Here is a 16922-nt window from a genome sequence, read left to right on the forward strand (position 1 = left end):
TTACCTTAACTTACCAACGATAGTGAGAGAACGCGCGGTTGGCCTCGGCCATCTTGAAGACGTCCTCACGCTTCTTGACGGAAGCGCCCAGGCCGTTGGAGGCGTCGAGGATCTCGTTGGCGAGACGCTCGGCCATGGTCTTCTCCTTGCGAGCGCGGGAGAAGTTGACGATCCAGCGGATACCCAGAGCGGTGGAACGACGGGAGTTGACCTCCATCGGGACCTGATAGGTAGCGCCGCCGACACGCTTGGGCTTAACCTCGAGCGTGGGCTTGACGTTGTCCATAGCCTTCTTGAAGGTAGCGAGAGCGTCGCCACCCTCGGACTTCTCGGCAACGATCTCGAAAGCGGTGTAAACGATGCGCTCAGCGGTGGCCTTCTTGCCGTCAAGAAGGACCTTGTTGATGAGCTGAGTCACCAGGCGGTTGTTGTAAACGGCGTCAGGCTGAACCTCACGACGATTAGCTGCTGCACGACGCGGCATGTGAAATCTCCTTAAGTGTCTACCGTGCGGCGCTCAAGACGGCACACGGCGAAAGTATCAAAACGTTATCTGGCTTATTTGGCCTTGGGGCGCTTAGCACCGTACTTGGAACGGGCCTGCATACGGTTCTGGACCGGTGCAGCGTCGTAGGCGCCACGGATGACGTGATAACGGACACCAGGGAGGTCACGGACACGACCGCCGCGGACGAGCACGATGGAGTGCTCCTGCAGGTTGTGGCCCTCACCCGGGATGTAAGCAGTAACTTCGATGCCGTTGACAAGGCGAACACGGGCAACCTTACGAAGAGCCGAGTTCGGCTTCTTGGGGCTCGTGGTGAAGACGCGGGTGCACACGCCGCGCTTCTGGGAGTTGTGCTGCAGAGCAGCGTTCTTGGACTTCTTGGGCACGGAACGACGGCCCTGGCGAACCAGCTGGTTAATAGTAGGCAAAGCGTACTCCTTCTCGAATGATTCCAGCTTTCTGTAAAGTGCAACGGCTTGAATCGAGGGGTCAGCATCCCCCTACGAAACACGCAGTTCGATAGGATACGTGGCGTTAGCTGTGCCGTCAACAGACCACGCCGCCGGGCGTATCCCAAAATTGGCACATTTCCGCAAAGCCTACACAAAAGGAATCCCCTCCTGTGCGCGGGGGCGGATCCCCGGGCCGGGCGGCACAGGGGTTAAGTTTGCTGCTCTACAGTCCTGGCTCGCACGGAGGCCACATTAAGTGGCCTCCGGCTCGTGCGGAACTCGCGACAAACTTAACCCCTGTGCCGCCCGGGCCGGGGATCCGACGTGCTCGTCGGGGCAACGTTACCTGCCAAAAAGGGACAGGTTTATTTTGGTCGGTTTTATCTGGGGAAACGTCGCGCTCCAACGGTGATCTGCTCTCACCTGTCGCATGGAAATCGGCGGCGCTTTCGGAAGTATGCGGCAAATTCTGGACCCGCCGAGCGCACCGGGGTTTTGCGATAATAAACCCGCAGGTAGAGCGCTTGAGCATATACGGTGTGGTCGACCCATCAAGATTTTGCCGCATACTTCAGGAATGCAGGCGAATATCGTGCGGTCTAACCGCCCATTTACCGCAAAGAAGGCCGCTTCCCCTAGTAGAAAGCGGCCCCAAATCTTACGAATAGACGATGGTAAAGGGTTCCGACGTTTCGGCGCCCCCTGTTGAAGTGCAGCGTGTGCCTTCGAGCGTTGCTGAAACCACTTGGTCGACATCAATCAACTTCGTTGGCACCCAAATGTTCTCTCCGCTATTGCGTCCCATCGAAACATAGAAACTGTACGCCCCTGCGTCGTCATCTTCGATAATCTGCTCTGACCCATCCTTGTAGGTGACGGTCAGTTTATGATCAACTGCTTCATAGCCCAGATCATCGATGTGCGTCTGGATGGAAAACGGACTGATCTCGAGAGGCGAGTCATCGGAGCGGAGTTCTTTTGTATCGACGTGCGCTCCGACGTTAAACTCTGGCGTCGATACCTCGATCACCTTCGCATCCTCACCTTTGCCCTCCGTCCAACTGATATTCCAGGTGACCGCATGTCGTAAATCTCGATCGCGATTCCAAGATGCAAAGTACATCGTGCCGTTAATGACCGTGTCGCTTGATGTGTCTTTATCAATGGTGCAGCGTGTATCAGCCCATTCCTCGCCGAAGTTCATGCTGGGTGTACTGACGCCCCCTTCTTCTTCACCATAGAGAACAAGTTCGCCAAGCTCTGCCGCCGGCTTGTAGTAGTTAACGCCATTCGGATTGGACAATGTAAACGTCACAGCACCGCAACCGTTCTCGTCGATTGCCATCTCATGAATGTCGAGCGTATAGCCGTTGCCCTCGACGGACAGATTGACCTTCTGGACTGCACCCTCCAGGCTTTGGGGCGCGATACCATCACCAAACTCTCTGGTGTAGGTATATTTCGTCCCCGACGAGCCACCTTGAGTCCAGGTAATGGACTCTCCGTTGCCGTGGTTTCCCCAGGCAGAGGCAAAATAACTGGAATTGACGACGGCATAGGCGACCCCTCCGGTCGCGAGCACTCCGGCAAGACATCCGATTACGGCAACATACAGAGGCTTCGCGTGACCCTTTCGGCGAAGCGGCTCGCCAGCAGCGGCATAAAGAACACGGTCAGCAAGATCGCTATCGGCTTGGACGGACTCGAAGGCCTGCTTGATCTGGTTGGATTTCACGGTCGCCCTCCTCTAGGATGAACTTGAGCTTCGATCTGCCGCGAGCTAAACGCGTTCGAACGGTCGCGGCTGGCACATGCAGTAACTCGGCAATTTCTGAAGTCGAGAAGCCCAGATAGTAATAGAGCACGATGGAGATACGGAATCGTTCCGGAAGCCGCATGACATCTGACAGGACGGCCTTGGTCTCATCCTGCGCTGTCGAAAGCGACTCGGCCAGGTTCTCAATATCCTCCACACGCCTCCATGGCTTTCGAAAGAGCGATTTGCATTCATTGATCGTGACCCGGATAAGCCATCGACGAAGATGTTCCCAGCTCTCAAATTGCACATCGCTTTTGAGCAGTTTAAGAAAGACGTCTTGGGCAACATCGTCGGCATCGGCGCGATCGCGCAGGTACGTCAATGCGATCCGAAACACGACATCCCGGTGGTCTTCGACCGCCTGTCTAAATGCTTGTTCTTCCATAATCACCTCCCGGTGACGTTAATAATTCTTGGTGAGGCCCTCACCATAGATACGCTCTTGTCGGGCGAAATGTTTCAAATTCAAGCAGTAAAAACCTAGCAAAATAAACCTGTCCCTTATTGGCAAGGGATCAACGGAACGCAACAGGTTGAGCATACGCAAGCGAGCGGCCCCCAGAGCGTACAAGGTGGCATGAAAAAGGCAGGGCATTGACCTTTTGGTCATGCCCTGCCTTTTGAATGACAGATTGTAGCTCTGGGGGCCGCGCAGCGACGGAGATTGCCGCCGTTCGTTAGAACGGCGGAACTAGTTACTCCTCGTCGTTGTCCTTGGCCTCTTCGGCGTCATCGGTGTCCACGAGCTGGTTGAGCAGCTCGTCGAGGGAAGCCATGTCCTCGTTGATCGCGCCGTTGGCGGGAGCCTTCTTGTCGTCGATCGGGGCGCCCAGGAGCTCCTCATCGGCGTCGGCGTGATGCGTCGGTGCGGAGGTACCCAGCAGGATATCGTCCGGACCGTCGGGGCTAAAGACCATCTGCAGCAGCTGCGAGAGGTCTTCCTCGTCGGCAACGTCGTCGTTGTTCTCGAGGATGTAGAGCAGATCGTGGGCCTCGAGGCCGTCACGGAGCTCCTCGATCGCCTTGGCACCGATGCCATCGATGCGCAGCAGATCCTCCTCGGACTTGCCAACCAGGTCGCCGACCGTCTCGATGCCGACCTCGCTGAACTTGTTGGTCCAGCGCTGCGACACGCCCAGGTCGTCGAACAGGTACAGGCGAGCCTTCTCGGCGGAGATGGTGTGGCCGTTGCGGGTGAACGAACCGTCAGCACCACCGAACTCGTCGTAGCCGGCCCAGTCGAGCTGCTGCGGGAGCTGCTCGTCCAGGTCCTTGAGCTCCACAGGAGCCCACTCGGGCAGCGACTTGGCGTTGGGCGAAGCCGGGCCGTCGATGTCCACGTAGCCGTCGGCCGTGCGATACGTCAGCTTGGCGTTGGCGTACGGCTTGAGGCCGGTACCAGCCGGGATCTTCTTACCGACGATGACGTTGGACTTAAGGTCGAGCAGGTGGTCGACCTTGCCCTCGATGGCAGCCTCGGTAAGGACGCCGGCGGTACGAATGAACGAAGCGCTCGACAGCCAGGAGTCGATGTTGGACGCGACCTTGAGCGTACCCAGGATGACGGGCTCGGCCACAGGAGCCTGACCGCCCAGACGGGCAACGCGCTCGACCTCGTCGGCGAACTCGTAGCGGTCGACGTACTGACCAAGCAGGTACTTGGAGTCGCCGGGGTTGGTGATCTGAACGCGACGCAGCATCTGACGTGCGAGCACCTCGATGTGCTTGTCGTTCAGGTCGACGCCCTGGCTGGTGTAGACGTCCTTAACGCTCTCGACGAAGGTGTGCATCGTCGACTCGATGTCGGTCAGCTTGCGCAGGTTGCGGAAGTTGACGAAGCCCTTGGTGATCTGGTCGCCGGCGCGAACCTCGCAGCCGTCCTCGATCTCGGGCATAAAGCGCACCGAAGCGGGGACGCGACGCTCGTCGAGGACACGGGTGTGATCCTCGGAGTCGGTGAGCGTCAGCACGTACTCGGACTTCTCGGGCTTAATCGAGAGGTGACCGGAGTACGGAGCCAGCTCGGCCTCACGACCCAGGATCTTCTCGTTGACGTTGCCGACGATATCGAACATACGGCTGACCGTAGGCAGACCCTGCGTAATATCGTCGACGCCAGCGACGCCGCCGGAGTGAATGGTACGCATCGTAAGCTGCGTACCGGGCTCGCCGATGGACTGGGCGGCAATAATGCCGACCGCGGTACCGATGGCGACCGGACGACGGGTGGAAAGATCCCAGCCGTAGCACTTCTGGCACACGCCGTACTTGGAGCGGCAGGTGAGCAGCGCGCGAAGCTTGACCTTCTTAAGGCCGGCATCGACCATCTTCTGGATGTCAGCGACCTTCTCGATGTAGCCGTCCTGCTCAAAGAGCACGGTGCCATCGGGAGCCACGACGTCCTCAATGAAGCAACGGCCGACGAGGTCGGTGTTGAGGTCGGTGGTGCCGGGGATGATGAGGTTGTAGGTGACGCCCTCGTGCGTACCGCAGTCCTCCTCGCGGACGATGACGTCCTGGGCCACGTCGACCAGACGACGGGTCAGGTAACCAGAGTCCGAGGTGTGGGATGCGGTATCGACCAGGCCCTTACGGGCGCCGTAGGTCGAAATGAAGTACTCGAGCGGCAGCAGGCCCTCGCGGAAGTTCGCCTTAATGGGAAGGTCGATCGTCTCGCCGGACATGTCTGCCATCAGGCCACGCATGCCGCCGAGCTGACGCAGCTGGGTCTTAGAACCACGGGCGCCGGAGTCGGCCATCATGTAGAGCGGGTTCTCCTCGTCGAACAAGTCGAGCATGAGCGCTGCGACCTTGTCGGTACAAGCGGTCCACTCGTTAACGACTTCGATGTGGCGCTCCGTCTCGTTGATGAAGCCCTCCTCGAAGTACTCGTTGATCTGGTCGACGTTAGCCTGGGCGCGGTCGAGCAGCTCCTGCTTCTCGGCAGGGATGAGAGCGTCCCACACCGAGATGGTGAGGCCGGCGCGGGTAGCGTAGTGGAAGCCAGAGTACTTGATGGCGTCGAGGATCGGACCGACCTTGGCCTCGGGGTAACGATCGCAGCAGTCCGCAACCAGCTTAGCCACGTCGCCCTTGACCATCTTGTAGTTCATGAACTCATAGTCTTCGGGCAGGCACTGGCGGTTGAAGATGATGCGGCCGATAGAGGTCTCGAAGCGCGCGGTCTTGTTGCCGGTGACGTCGTAGTCGACGAACTCGTTCTTGCCGTTCTTGACGCGGAAGATACGGGTGCCGTCCTCGTTGATGACGTTGGCGTTCTCGGCGGACACGCGGACCTGGATCTTGGCCTGCATGTCGACCTCGGAGCGGCAGTCATAGGCGTGCAGCGCGTCGTCGAAGCTCGAGAACACGTGGTTCTCGCCCGGCAGACCGTCGCGGACCTGGGTCAGGTAGTACACGCCGATGATCATGTCCTGCGAAGGGATGTTGACCGGCTTGCCGGATGCCGGCGAGCGCAGGTTGTTCGCAGAAAGCATGAGCACGCGAGCCTCGGCCTGAGCCTGGCTGGACAGCGGCACGTGGACAGACATCTGGTCGCCGTCGAAGTCGGCGTTGAAGGGCGAGCAGACCAGCGGGTGCAGGTGGATAGCCTTGCCCTCGACCAGCACCGGCTCAAAGGCCTGGATGGACAGACGGTGCAGGGTCGGTGCACGGTTGAGCAGCACGACGCGGCCGTCGATGACCTCTTCGAGGATGTCCCACACAAAGGTGGCACCACGGTCGATAGCGCGCTTGGCGCCCTTGATGTTCTCGACCTTGCCAAGCTCGACCAGGCGCTTCATGACGAAGGGCTTGAAGAGCTCCAGCGCCATGGTCTTGGGCAGACCGCACTGGTGCAGCAGCAGCTTGGGGTCGGTAACGATAACCGAACGGCCGGAGTAGTCGACACGCTTACCCAGCAGGTTCTGACGGAAACGACCCTGCTTGCCCTTGAGGGCCTCGGCGAGCGACTTGAGCGGGCGACCGCCACGGCCAGAGACCGGGCGACCACGACGGCCGTTGTCGAACAGGGCGTCCACGGACTCCTGGAGCATGCGCTTCTCGTTGTTCACGATGATCGCAGGGGCGTCCAGGTCGAGCAGACGCTTGAGTCGGTTGTTACGGTTGATCACGCGACGGTACAGGTCGTTGAGGTCAGACGCAGCGAAGCGGCCGCCGTCGAGCTGGACCATCGGGCGCAGATCGGGCGGAATGACCGGGATGACGTCCAGGATCATGTTCGCGGGGCTGTTGCCACCCTTCAGGAAGGCGTCAACGACCTCGAGGCGCTTGACGGCCTTCTCGCGCTTCTGCTTCTGGGAGTCCTCGTCGGCGATGATGGCCTTGAGCTTCTCGGCCTCGGAAGGAAGGTCGATGGCAGCGAGCAGGTCGCGGACGGCCTCGGCACCCATGCCACCCTTGAAGTACATGGAGTAGTAGCGGGTCATCTCGCGGAACAGCGGCTCATCGGAGATGAGGTCGCGCTCGGTGAGCTTCATGAAGGCGTTGAAGGCGTCCGTGCGGAGCTGCTTCTCGTCCTTGCACTCTTCCTCGATGTCGACGATGCCAGAGGCGATCTCCTCGGGGGTCAGCGGCTCCTCGTCGGAGAACTCGTCAAAGTTCTCGGGGTCGCCCTGCTCCTTGAGGGACTCGATCTGGCGGGCGCACTCGGCATCGATCTCTTCCAGATCGGCGGCGAGCTCCTCGCGCAGGTCGTCAGCGTCGGCCTCGCGAGCCTCGTAGTCGACCTCGGTGATGATGTAGCTGGCAAAGTACAGAACCTTCTCGAGGTCCTTGGACTTGATGTCGAGCATACGGCTCATCGGGAAGCTCGTGGGGCTCTTGAAGTACCAGATGTGGGACACGGGAGCGGCGAGCTCGATGTGGCCCATGCGGTCGCGACGCACCTTGGCCGAGGTGACCTCGACGCCGCAGCGCTCGCAGACGATGCCCTTAAAGCGGATGCCCTTGTACTTGCCGCAGGAGCACTCCCAGTCCTTGGCGGGACCGAAGATCTTCTCGCAGAACAGGCCGTCCTTCTCGGGCTTGAGGGTACGGTAATTGATGGTCTCCGGCTTCTTGACCTCACCGTGCGACCAGGAACGGATCTGGTCGGCGGAGGCAAGGGAGATCTTTACCGAGTCAAAATCAGTAGCTTCGAAATCTGCCACAGTCAACTACTCCTTATCAGTGGTCGTGGCGGCGACAGCCTCGGGTGCCTCGGCGGTCTCGGCATCCTCGGCCTCGACGTCGGTGTCAACGCCGGCGAGCGCAGCCAGGTCGTCGAGAGCAGAGGTCTCCTCGGCGGTCACGGGGGCGGAGGCGTCCTCGTCGGCATCGTGCATGGGCTCGATGTCCAGCGCCAGGGAGCGGATCTCCTTGACGAGAACCTTGAAGGACTCGGGGATACCCGGGACAGGAACGTTCTCGCCCTTGACGATGGACTCGTAGGTCTTGACGCGGCCCACGGTATCGTCGGACTTGACGGTCAGGATCTCCTGCAGGACGTTGGAAGCGCCGTAAGCGTACAGTGCCCAAACTTCCATCTCGCCGAAGCGCTGGCCGCCGAACTGGGCCTTGCCGCCCAGAGGCTGCTGGGTAACCAGGCTGTAAGGGCCAGTCGAACGGGCGTGGATCTTGTCGTCGACCATGTGGCCGAGCTTGAGGATGTAGGACGTACCCACGGTAATGGGCTCGCGGAACTCCTCGCCGGTACGGCCGTCGAACAGACGGGTCTTGCCGCGCTCGTCAAGCTGGGTGACGAACTCGGGGCGCATGTGATCGCCAAAGGCAGCGGTGGCCTTGTTGAGCATGTTCTTGTTGGCACGACGGATGACCTCGGCGATCTCGTCCTCCTTGGCGCCGTCGAAGACGGGCGTCGCGGTGAAGAACGGACCGGGGACGTACTTGTCGGAGTCGGCCTGCTCGGTATCCCAACCGCAGGCAGCAGCCCAGCCAAGGTGGCACTCGAGCAGCTGGCCGACGTTCATACGCGAAGGAACGCCCAGCGGGTTGAGGATAACGTCGATCGGGGTACCGTCAGCCATGTAGGGCATGTCCTCGACCGGCAGAACGTTACAGATAACACCCTTGTTGCCGTGGCGGCCGGCGATCTTATCGCCCTGCTGGATCTTACGACGCTGGGCGACGTAGACGCGCACCTGCTCGTTGACGCCGGGGGCCAGGTCGTCGCCGTTCTCGCGGCTAAAGCGGACGACGTCGATGACGCGGCCGTAAGCGCCGTGAGGCATCTTAAGGGAGGTGTCACGGACATCGTGGGCCTTGGCACCGAAGATGGCGCGCAGCAGGCGCTCCTCGGCGGTCAGAGCGCTCTCGCCCTTAGGCGTGACCTTACCGACCAGGATGTCGCCAGGGCCGACCTCGGCGCCGATGCGGATGATGCCGTCCTCGTCGAGGTTGGCAAGCATGTCCTCGGAGAGGTTCGGGATCTCGCGGGTGATCTCCTCGGGGCCGAGCTTGGTGTCGCGGGCGTCGATCTCGTGACGGGTGATGTTGATGGTCGTCAGCAGGTCCTCGGCCACCAGGCGCTCGGACACGACGATACCGTCCTCGTAGTTAAAGCCTTCCCACGGCATGTAGGCCACGGTGAGGTTCTGGCCCAGTGCGAGCTCGCCGTGATCGGTCGAAGGACCGTCGGCCAGGGGCTCGCCCTGCTCAACGGTGTCACCGACGCGCACGAGCGGACGGTGGTTGATGCAGGTGGACTGGTTGGAGCGCTGGTACTTGGCCAGGTGATACTCGTCCATGCCGCCGGCATGCTTGACGATGATCTTGGCGGCGTCGGCAAAGATGACCTCGCCGGCGTTCTTGGCCAGGGTGACCTCGCCGGAGTCCAGAGCGGCGCGACGCTCCATGCCGGTACCGACATAGGGAGCGGCGGGGTGAACCAGCGGCACGGCCTGACGCTGCATGTTGGCGCCCATGAGCGTACGCTTGGCGTCGTCGTGCTCAAGGAACGGGATCAGCGTGGCTGCGACGGAGAGCATCTGGCGCGGCGAGACGTCCATGTAGTCGACGTCCTCGACAGGCACGTCGGCGGGAGCGCCGAAGGAGCCGTCGAAGTCGCGGGTACGGGCGATCACGGTGTGCGGACGGACGATCTTGCCCTCGGCATCGGTCGTGATGAACTCGTTGGTCTTGGGATCGAGCGGCGTGTTGGCCGGCGCGATGACGTGCTTCTCTTCCTCGTCAGCGGTCATCCAGTCGATCTGGTCGGTGGCAACGCCGTTCTCGACGCGACGGAACGGGGCCTCGATGAAGCCGTACTCGTTGACGCGGGCGTAGAGGGCGAGCGAGCCGATCAGGCCGATGTTGGGGCCTTCGGGGGTCTCGATCGGGCACATGCGGCTGTAGTGCGAGTTGTGAACGTCGCGGACGGCCGTCGGCACGTTGGTGCGGCGGCTGGAGCCGGACTTGTGGCCGGCAAGACCACCAGGGCCGAGTGCGGACAGACGGCGCTTGTGGGTCAGACCGGTCAGGGGGTTCGCCTGGTCCATGAACTGCGAGAGCTGCGAGGAACCGAAGAACTCCTTGATGGAGGCCACGATCGGGCGGATGTTGATGAGCGACTGCGGGGTGATCTCGTCGATGTCCTGGGAGCTCATGCGCTCACGGACGACGCGCTCCATACGGCTCATGCCGATACGGAACTGGTTGGCGACGAGCTCGCCGACGGTACGGATGCGGCGGTTGCCGAAGTGGTCGATGTCGTCGACCTTGAAGCCCTGCTCGCCGGCAGCGAGGGACAGCAGGTAGCGCAGCGTCGCGACGATATCCTCGTCGGTGAGCACCGTAACCTCTTCCTCGGTGGTGAGGTTGAGCTTCTTGTTGACCTTGTAACGACCGACGCGGGCCAGGTCGTAGCGCTGCGGGTTGAAGAGCAGACCCTCGAGCAGGCTGCGGGAAGCATCCACGGTGGGAGGCTCGCCCGGGCGCAGGCGACGGTAGATCTCGATGAGGGCATCCTCGCGGGTAAGGGCGGTATCGCGCTCCAGGGTGCGCTTGATCACATCGGAGTTGCCGAGCAGCTCGATGATGTCGTCGTTGGTGACGGCGATGCCAAGGGCGCGCAGGAACATCGTGGCGCTCTGCTTACGCTTACGGTCGATGGAGACCATGAGCTGGTCGCGCTTGTCGACCTCAAACTCAAGCCAGGCACCGCGGGACGGGATGATCTGGGCCTTGTAGATCTGCTTGCCCGAATCCATCTCGGAGCTGTAGTACACGCCCGGGGAGCGGACGAGCTGCGAGACGACGATACGCTCGGTACCGTTGATGATGAAGGTGCCCTGATCGGTCATCATGGGGAAGTCGCCCATAAAGACGAGCTGCTCCTTGATCTCGCCGGTCTCCTTGTTGGTGAGACGGACGTCGGTCAGAAGCGGAGCCTGATAGGTCATATCCTTCTCGCGGCACTCCTCGACGGTGTGCGCGGGGTCGCCAAACTGATGCTCGCCGAAGGTAACCTCGAGAACATGGTTCTGGCTCTGGATGGGGCTGGATTCCTTGAACGCCTCACGAAGGCCCTCGTCCTTAAAACGCTCAAAGGATTCCCTTTGAACAGAGATAAGGTTGGGGAGCTCCATGGCCTCCGGGATTTTCCCGAAGCTGACGCGCTTGCGCTCAGTGGCAGTGTATGCGTAGGTCACCAGGTTTTTCCTCCTTCACGGAAATGCTCGGTGGGTTGGCGAGGCATAGCTTCGCCAGTTATCGCAACCTAATAGTTTATCAGGTACCGACCGTTGGGCAAGAAAAGCCTTGACGCGATTGAGTTTTTGGAGTAGCAAAGTTTTTCGACAGAAAACACGCAGGTAGATGTATGTGTATCGAACATCTGTTCATATATTTTCTGTGAACAGAGAGCCAGCAATCGCAGCTCTTATAAAAAACGGGCGCGAACCGAAGTCCACACCCGTAAATGTCGATGCCCGAAGGCTTATTTGCGCATCAAACCGCCGCGCTCGTCGATGGCGTCCCAGAAGGCGCCGGCAAAGCGAGGATCGCTTGCGGCCATGAGGGCGTTGGTGGCCATCCAGCCAGACGGGGTGCCGGTGTCGTAGCCCGAAAGCGGGTCGATGACGACGGCGTACATGGCCTCGCGGTCGAGCGAGCGGGCCATGGCGTCGGTCAGCTGGATCTCGCCGCCCTTACCAGCCTGCTGATCGGCCAGCAGGTCCATGACCAGCGGGCTCAGCAGGTAGCGACCGACGATGTACAGGTTGGACGGAGCCGCCTCGGGAGCGGGCTTCTCGACCAGACCGCCGATGCGCCAGACAGCGCCCGGCTCGGCATCGGCAACGCCCTCGGCGCCCTCGAGCGAACCGACACGCTCGCCGGCGATAACGCCGTAGCGGCTGACTTCCTCGGGCGAGCAAGCAGCGACGGCGATAACCGAAGCGCCACCGTGCTCTTTGGAAACGGCGAGCATCTTGTCGCAGATGTCGCGGTTGGGCACAACGTAGTCGCCCAGAAGAACCAGAAAGTTCTCCCCCGCTACAGCGTCGGCGGCAGAGCGAATGGCGTGACCGAGGCCCTTGGGCTCGTACTGATAACGGAAGTCGACCGGCATACCACCCGCATGGGCGACGGCGTCGGCGTAGGCGTCCTTACCGCGCTCGCGCAGCAGGTTCTCGAGCGAACGATCGGGCTGGAAGTAGCTCAGCAGCTCGGGCTTGCCGGGCGAGGTAACGATGATGGCGTCGTCGACCTCCTCGGGGTCGAGCGCCTCCTCAACGACATACTGGATGACCGGCTTGTCGAGCACCGGCAGCATCTCTTTGGGCGTGCACTTGGTGCCAGGCAGAAAACGCGTGCCAAGACCGGCGGCGGGGATGATTGCCTTCATGTTATTCAAGGATCCTTTCGCAGGCGCAGAATGCGCCCTGTGCGTGCGGCACGGTGGCCGCAGACCAAATTGCGATACCGAAGTATCTTACCGCCGGAGACATACGTCGCCGTAAGGCAAACGCAATTCTTCAGCAGGTCAACGCAAATTATTGCTCGAATGGTGCAATTTTGCGCCCCAGCGGCAACGGGATTGGCACGGCGAAGACAACGGTGTTCTGCGTTCCGAGCAATGGGGATGAGGGGCCAAAACAAAAAAGACGGGGCTCGCAATGCGAACCCCGTCTGCAAAGAAATCTGGCGAGAAAGCCTGATTACTTGAGGGTGACAGCAGCGCCAGCAGCCTCGAGCTTCTCCTTGGCAGCCTCGGCGTCCTCCTTCTTGGCACCCTCGAGAACAGCCTTGGGAGCGCCCTCGACGACCTCCTTGGCCTCCTTCAGGCCAAGGTTGGTGAGCTCACGGACGGCCTTGATGACCTGGATCTTGTTGTCGCCGAAGCCCTCGAGCACGACGTCAAACTCGGTCTTCTCCTCGGCCTCAGCAGCGCCAGCAGCGGGAGCGGCGACAACAGCGGCAGGAGCAGCGGCGGAAACGCCGAAGGTGTCCTCGATAGCCTTGACGAGCTCGGAAGCCTCGAGAAGGGTCATTTCCTTAAGAGCATCGATGATCTCATCGGTGGTAAGCTTAGCCATTTCTAAGTCCTTTCGGTTTCCGTGTCTGTGCACGGAGATCAGTTAAAACACGGCGCGAATGCGCCTGGGGTGCGGCGTTGCCGCCGCGGGTGAAAACAGCGACTAGGCTGCCTTCTGCTCGGAGACCTGCTGGATCGAACGAGCGAGACCAGAGGAAACGCCGTTGACGCAGACAGCGATGTCGCGAGCGAAACCGGAGATGAGACCGGCGATCTGGCCGAGAAGCTGATCCTTGGTGGGCAGCTCGGCGATAGCCTTAACATCATCAGCGGAAACGGCCTTGCCGTCGGAGATACCGCCCTTGATCTCAAGGACGCCCTTGGACTTAGCGGAGAAGTCCTTAAGGGCCTTAGCGGCCTCGACCGGCTCGGTCTCGTAGAACACATAAGCGACAGGACCGGCGAGGATCTCGTCGAGCTCGGGCTGCTCCTGGTTCTTGAGAGCGATCTTGACCAGGTTGTTCTTGTAGACCTTCATCTCGGCGCCGCACTCGCGAAGCTGATGACGCAGCTCCTGAGCCTGCTTAACCGTCAGACCGTTGTAGTTGACGACGAACAGACCGGCGTTCTCGGCGATACGGGACTCGATCTCTGCAACCTTGTCGATTTTGTACTGCTGGGGCATGAATTACACCTCCTCGAATTCTTTCCGGGCACGGTCCGCCACAAGGACGTGACGGGGGCATGTCCAAAAAGAAAGCCCCCGCGCTGCATGAGCGACGGGGGCGAGAAGACATATCTACTCGACCACCTCGGCTGGCGGGATATCCCATTAAGCTTGCGGGCGAAGCCCGTTTGCACCGGCTGTCTCTGGCAGCGGATTCGTGCGTGAACCGAAAGTATTATGGCGGGGACCCCGGCGTCGGTCAACGGGAAACCGGGCTGCACACAATTCCACCATCCGGCCGCGCCGCCGAAGGCCAGGCGCAAGGTTTTCGCTCGGTCAGGTCCTGGGCTCGCACGAAGAGCACATTAAGTGCTCTTCGGCTCGTGCGGAATCTACGAAAACCTTGCGCCTGGCCTTCGGCGGCGCGGCCTGCGGTGACTTTGGGGCAGCCCGGTTTCCCGTTGGCCGGCGCCCCCACTCATAAGCCTTAAGTCGGTGGGCTGATATGTTGCGTCCCTGATGGCTACAAGGTTGAAAGGAAGGTGGACAGGCGGCGGAGGCCTTCGTCCAGGTCTTTATCGGAAACGCAATAGCTGAGGCGGACGTGGCCTTCGGTGCCGAAGCAGTCGCCCGGGACTAGGGCTACGTTTGCCTCTTCGATGGCTTTGATGCAGAAGTCTTCGCTGGTTAGGCCGAACTTTTTGATGCTCGGGAAAGTGTAGAAGGCTCCTGCGGGCTCTACTACGTCGAGGCCCATGGCGTTTAAGGCTGCGAGTACGCGTTCGCGGCGGGCTCGGTAGACTTTGAGCATGGGGGTTGGGTCGACGGTCAGGGCTCGGGCTGCGGCGTCCATTTCGAAGGAGACAGCACTCGATACTAAGTATTGGTGAGCCTTTGCGATCTCGGCGATGACGGGTGCCGCTGCCGCGAGCCAACCCAGGCGCCAGCCGGTCATGGCCCAGGGCTTGGAGAAGCTCTCGATGACGACCGTCTGCTCGCGCAGCTCCGGGTGTCGCTGGGCAAAACGCTCGTAACCATCCACATAGACCAAACGGTTGTACACGTCGTCGCAGACCACGTAGATGCCCGACTGCTCCGCTACGCGCGCCACGGCGTCGAGCGATGCCGCGTTGAGAATGCAGCCCGTGGGATTGTTGGGCGAGCAGATAACGATGGCCTTGGTCGCCGGGGTCACACAGGCGCGAAGCGCATCCTCGTCAATCTGAAATTGCGCAGGCTCCGTATCCAAAAAGACCGCTTTGGCGTGATTGGCCACAACGATGCTCTCGTACAGGCCAAAGGCCGGCGTGGGAATAATGACCTCGTCGCCGGGGTTGAGCATAGCCATGAATGTTGCCGACAGGGCCTCGGTCGCGCCGTCGGTCAGGATGACCTCGTCGGCGGAAAACGCCAGACCCGCGTCACCCATATATTCGGACAGTGCCTCGCGCAGGGCGGGGCGACCGTTGTTGGGCGGATAGTGTGTGTCGCCGCGGCCCAGTGCGGCGGTCACCTCGGCGCTAATCACATCGGGCGTGGGAAAATCGGGCTCGCCGAGCGCGAGCGCGATGCACCCCGGATGCTGGGCGGCGAGCGCGTTGATCCGGCGGATACCGGAGGGCTTGAGCGTGGCAAGCGAGGTATTCATGGGCAGACGCATGGCGTTCCTTTCGTAAGGGTTGCACTAGGATAGCGCGGCGGAGCGCCGTCATACGGTGTAACCTAAACGGAAACCGACCGGAAAGGAGGCGGCATGGAGACGACCGCACGCGGCGATGTACCAAAAACACTGCATAACATCGCGTTTGTCCGTATTCCCGAGAGCGCCGATCTTGAGTTTTTGCTCTGGGACCTGCAGGATGCCATCGCCGCCTATGCACAGCTTTCCGGCACTGTACTCCCCCGCCCAGTCGACTTGAAGGCAAATGACGCCGGCAGCGTTGCCGACGGCATCGTGCTGGCCATTGAAGATGTGGCTGACGATGAGACGTTGACAGCTATCGAGCAGGCGCTTGAGCGCTTTGGCGGTACGGGAACGCGCGTCTATGCCGCGATTCGAGCCGCACAAGAGGGCGCTGAGCAGGCGCGTGGGACCGCCGTTCGCCTGCACAAGGCATGTGAGCGCCATGACCAATTGTGGTGTGGCGGCGTTGCCATCTGCGCCGGCAGCGGCATCGCAGCGCTTCGCCATTCCCCACGCATGGGCCTCTTGCGCCGACCATTTTCGGAAGCGATGGATAAGCTTGTGGGCGCCGTGCGCATAGGCTGCTCCATTGAGCATGCGCAGCTGCTTGGCGGTGGCAATGCCGGTAGCGTCGACGCCGACGGCATGGTGCGCGCTAGGCCTGCTGTGCCCGCGCTAATCTGGCGCGCCATCATCAAACGCCTCGGCGCCCATGCTCAATCAGATATCTAAATTACAGGGCGCCCCAGTCAACGGCTTCGTGCCAACGCTCAACAAGACGCCCCAGACGCCAGGCGGCATTGGCGGGACTTGTCGAGGGCAGGACGATGGCGGGCAGCCCGGTGCGTTCTTGTAGATAGCGCTTGTAGAGCCGGCCAGCTGTACCACCGTTGCATATCACCTGCTCAATGGGAGCTGCGCCGGCAATGCGCTCGACATGCGCCGGAACGACGTTTTTGATGCTCGCGTCGCTTGAGCCCTTGATGTCACAGCTCTCGATCACGTCCCACAGGGCCACACCGCCGTTGAGCAGCATAACCCGCTTGGCAGCAACCGAGGCGTCGAGCGTCGCGGGCTCGCCGCTCGCCAAAGAGTCTCCCTCGTTGGGCGGCACGGGCACACCGAGGCACGCGGCCATCACGCGCCAAAAGCGGTTCTGCGGATTGCCATAGTAGAAGGCATTGGCACGCGAGAGCACCGAGGGAAACGACCCTAGCACCAAAACGCTCGAGCGCTCGTCAAACACGGGTTCAAACCCATGCTCAATATGTTGATAGCCCTCGTCGGACGCAGCCAT

General features: G+C 61.0%; 12 protein-coding genes. 1 reads left to right on the plus strand and 11 read right to left on the minus strand.

The window, feature by feature from the left end:
• Positions 1 to 10: 10 nt before the first annotated feature.
• From rpsG to DWV58_RS00780, 10 genes are all read right to left on the minus strand, one after another.
• A complete protein-coding gene (rpsG, locus tag DWV58_RS00730) occupies positions 11 to 484 on the minus strand; it encodes a 30S ribosomal protein S7 (protein ID WP_006235013.1) in 474 nt (157 codons plus the stop codon).
• A gap of 74 nt (positions 485 to 558) precedes the next feature.
• Positions 559 to 936: a 30S ribosomal protein S12 gene (gene rpsL, locus DWV58_RS00735; RefSeq protein WP_006235012.1), complete on the minus strand. Its 378-nt coding sequence runs from the start codon at positions 934 to 936 to the stop codon at positions 559 to 561.
• Between the two features lie 682 nt (positions 937 to 1618).
• Positions 1619 to 2695 carry a DUF4179 domain-containing protein gene (locus DWV58_RS00740; RefSeq protein ID WP_117775857.1) on the minus strand — a complete coding sequence of 359 codons (1077 nt, stop codon included), beginning with the start codon at positions 2693 to 2695 and terminating at the stop codon, positions 1619 to 1621.
• Positions 2646 to 3164: an RNA polymerase sigma factor gene (locus tag DWV58_RS00745; protein WP_117775858.1), complete on the minus strand. Its 519-nt coding sequence runs from the start codon at positions 3162 to 3164 to the stop codon at positions 2646 to 2648. Before DWV58_RS00745 ends, DWV58_RS00740 begins: the two co-directional genes overlap by 50 nt.
• Positions 3165 to 3474: 310 nt before the next feature.
• Entirely contained in the window at positions 3475 to 7950 is a 4476-nt protein-coding gene (locus tag DWV58_RS00755) for a DNA-directed RNA polymerase subunit beta' (protein ID WP_199585923.1), read from the minus strand.
• Positions 7951 to 7956: 6 nt separating this feature from the next.
• Positions 7957 to 11385: a DNA-directed RNA polymerase subunit beta gene (locus DWV58_RS00760; RefSeq protein WP_233503781.1), complete on the minus strand. Its 3429-nt coding sequence runs from the start codon at positions 11383 to 11385 to the stop codon at positions 7957 to 7959.
• Between the two features lie 350 nt (positions 11386 to 11735).
• Entirely contained in the window at positions 11736 to 12644 is a 909-nt protein-coding gene (locus DWV58_RS00765) for a UTP--glucose-1-phosphate uridylyltransferase (protein ID WP_117775861.1), read from the minus strand.
• Positions 12645 to 12957: 313 nt separating this feature from the next.
• Positions 12958 to 13335, minus strand: a complete 378-nt coding sequence (gene rplL / locus DWV58_RS00770; RefSeq protein ID WP_006235005.1) for a 50S ribosomal protein L7/L12 — start codon at positions 13333 to 13335, stop codon at positions 12958 to 12960.
• A gap of 102 nt (positions 13336 to 13437) precedes the next feature.
• Positions 13438 to 13959: a 50S ribosomal protein L10 gene (rplJ, locus tag DWV58_RS00775; RefSeq protein WP_089572500.1), complete on the minus strand. Its 522-nt coding sequence runs from the start codon at positions 13957 to 13959 to the stop codon at positions 13438 to 13440.
• A 505-nt stretch (positions 13960 to 14464) separates the two neighbouring features.
• Complete coding sequence (locus tag DWV58_RS00780; RefSeq protein WP_117775862.1) at positions 14465 to 15601, minus strand: pyridoxal phosphate-dependent aminotransferase; 1137 nt, start codon at positions 15599 to 15601, stop codon at positions 14465 to 14467.
• A 93-nt stretch (positions 15602 to 15694) separates the two neighbouring features.
• Between DWV58_RS00780 and DWV58_RS00785 the strand changes: the two genes are divergently transcribed.
• Positions 15695 to 16357: a hypothetical protein gene (locus DWV58_RS00785; protein WP_117775863.1), complete on the plus strand. Its 663-nt coding sequence runs from the start codon at positions 15695 to 15697 to the stop codon at positions 16355 to 16357.
• Position 16358: 1 nt separating this feature from the next.
• Here DWV58_RS00785 and DWV58_RS00790 read toward each other — a convergent pair whose 3' ends face one another.
• Complete coding sequence (locus DWV58_RS00790) at positions 16359 to 16922, minus strand: DNA-deoxyinosine glycosylase (RefSeq protein ID WP_117775864.1); 564 nt, start codon at positions 16920 to 16922, stop codon at positions 16359 to 16361.

Origin of the sequence: Collinsella sp. AF11-11, assembly GCF_003465485.1 — a bacterium.
Classification (GTDB): domain Bacteria; phylum Actinomycetota; class Coriobacteriia; order Coriobacteriales; family Coriobacteriaceae; genus Collinsella.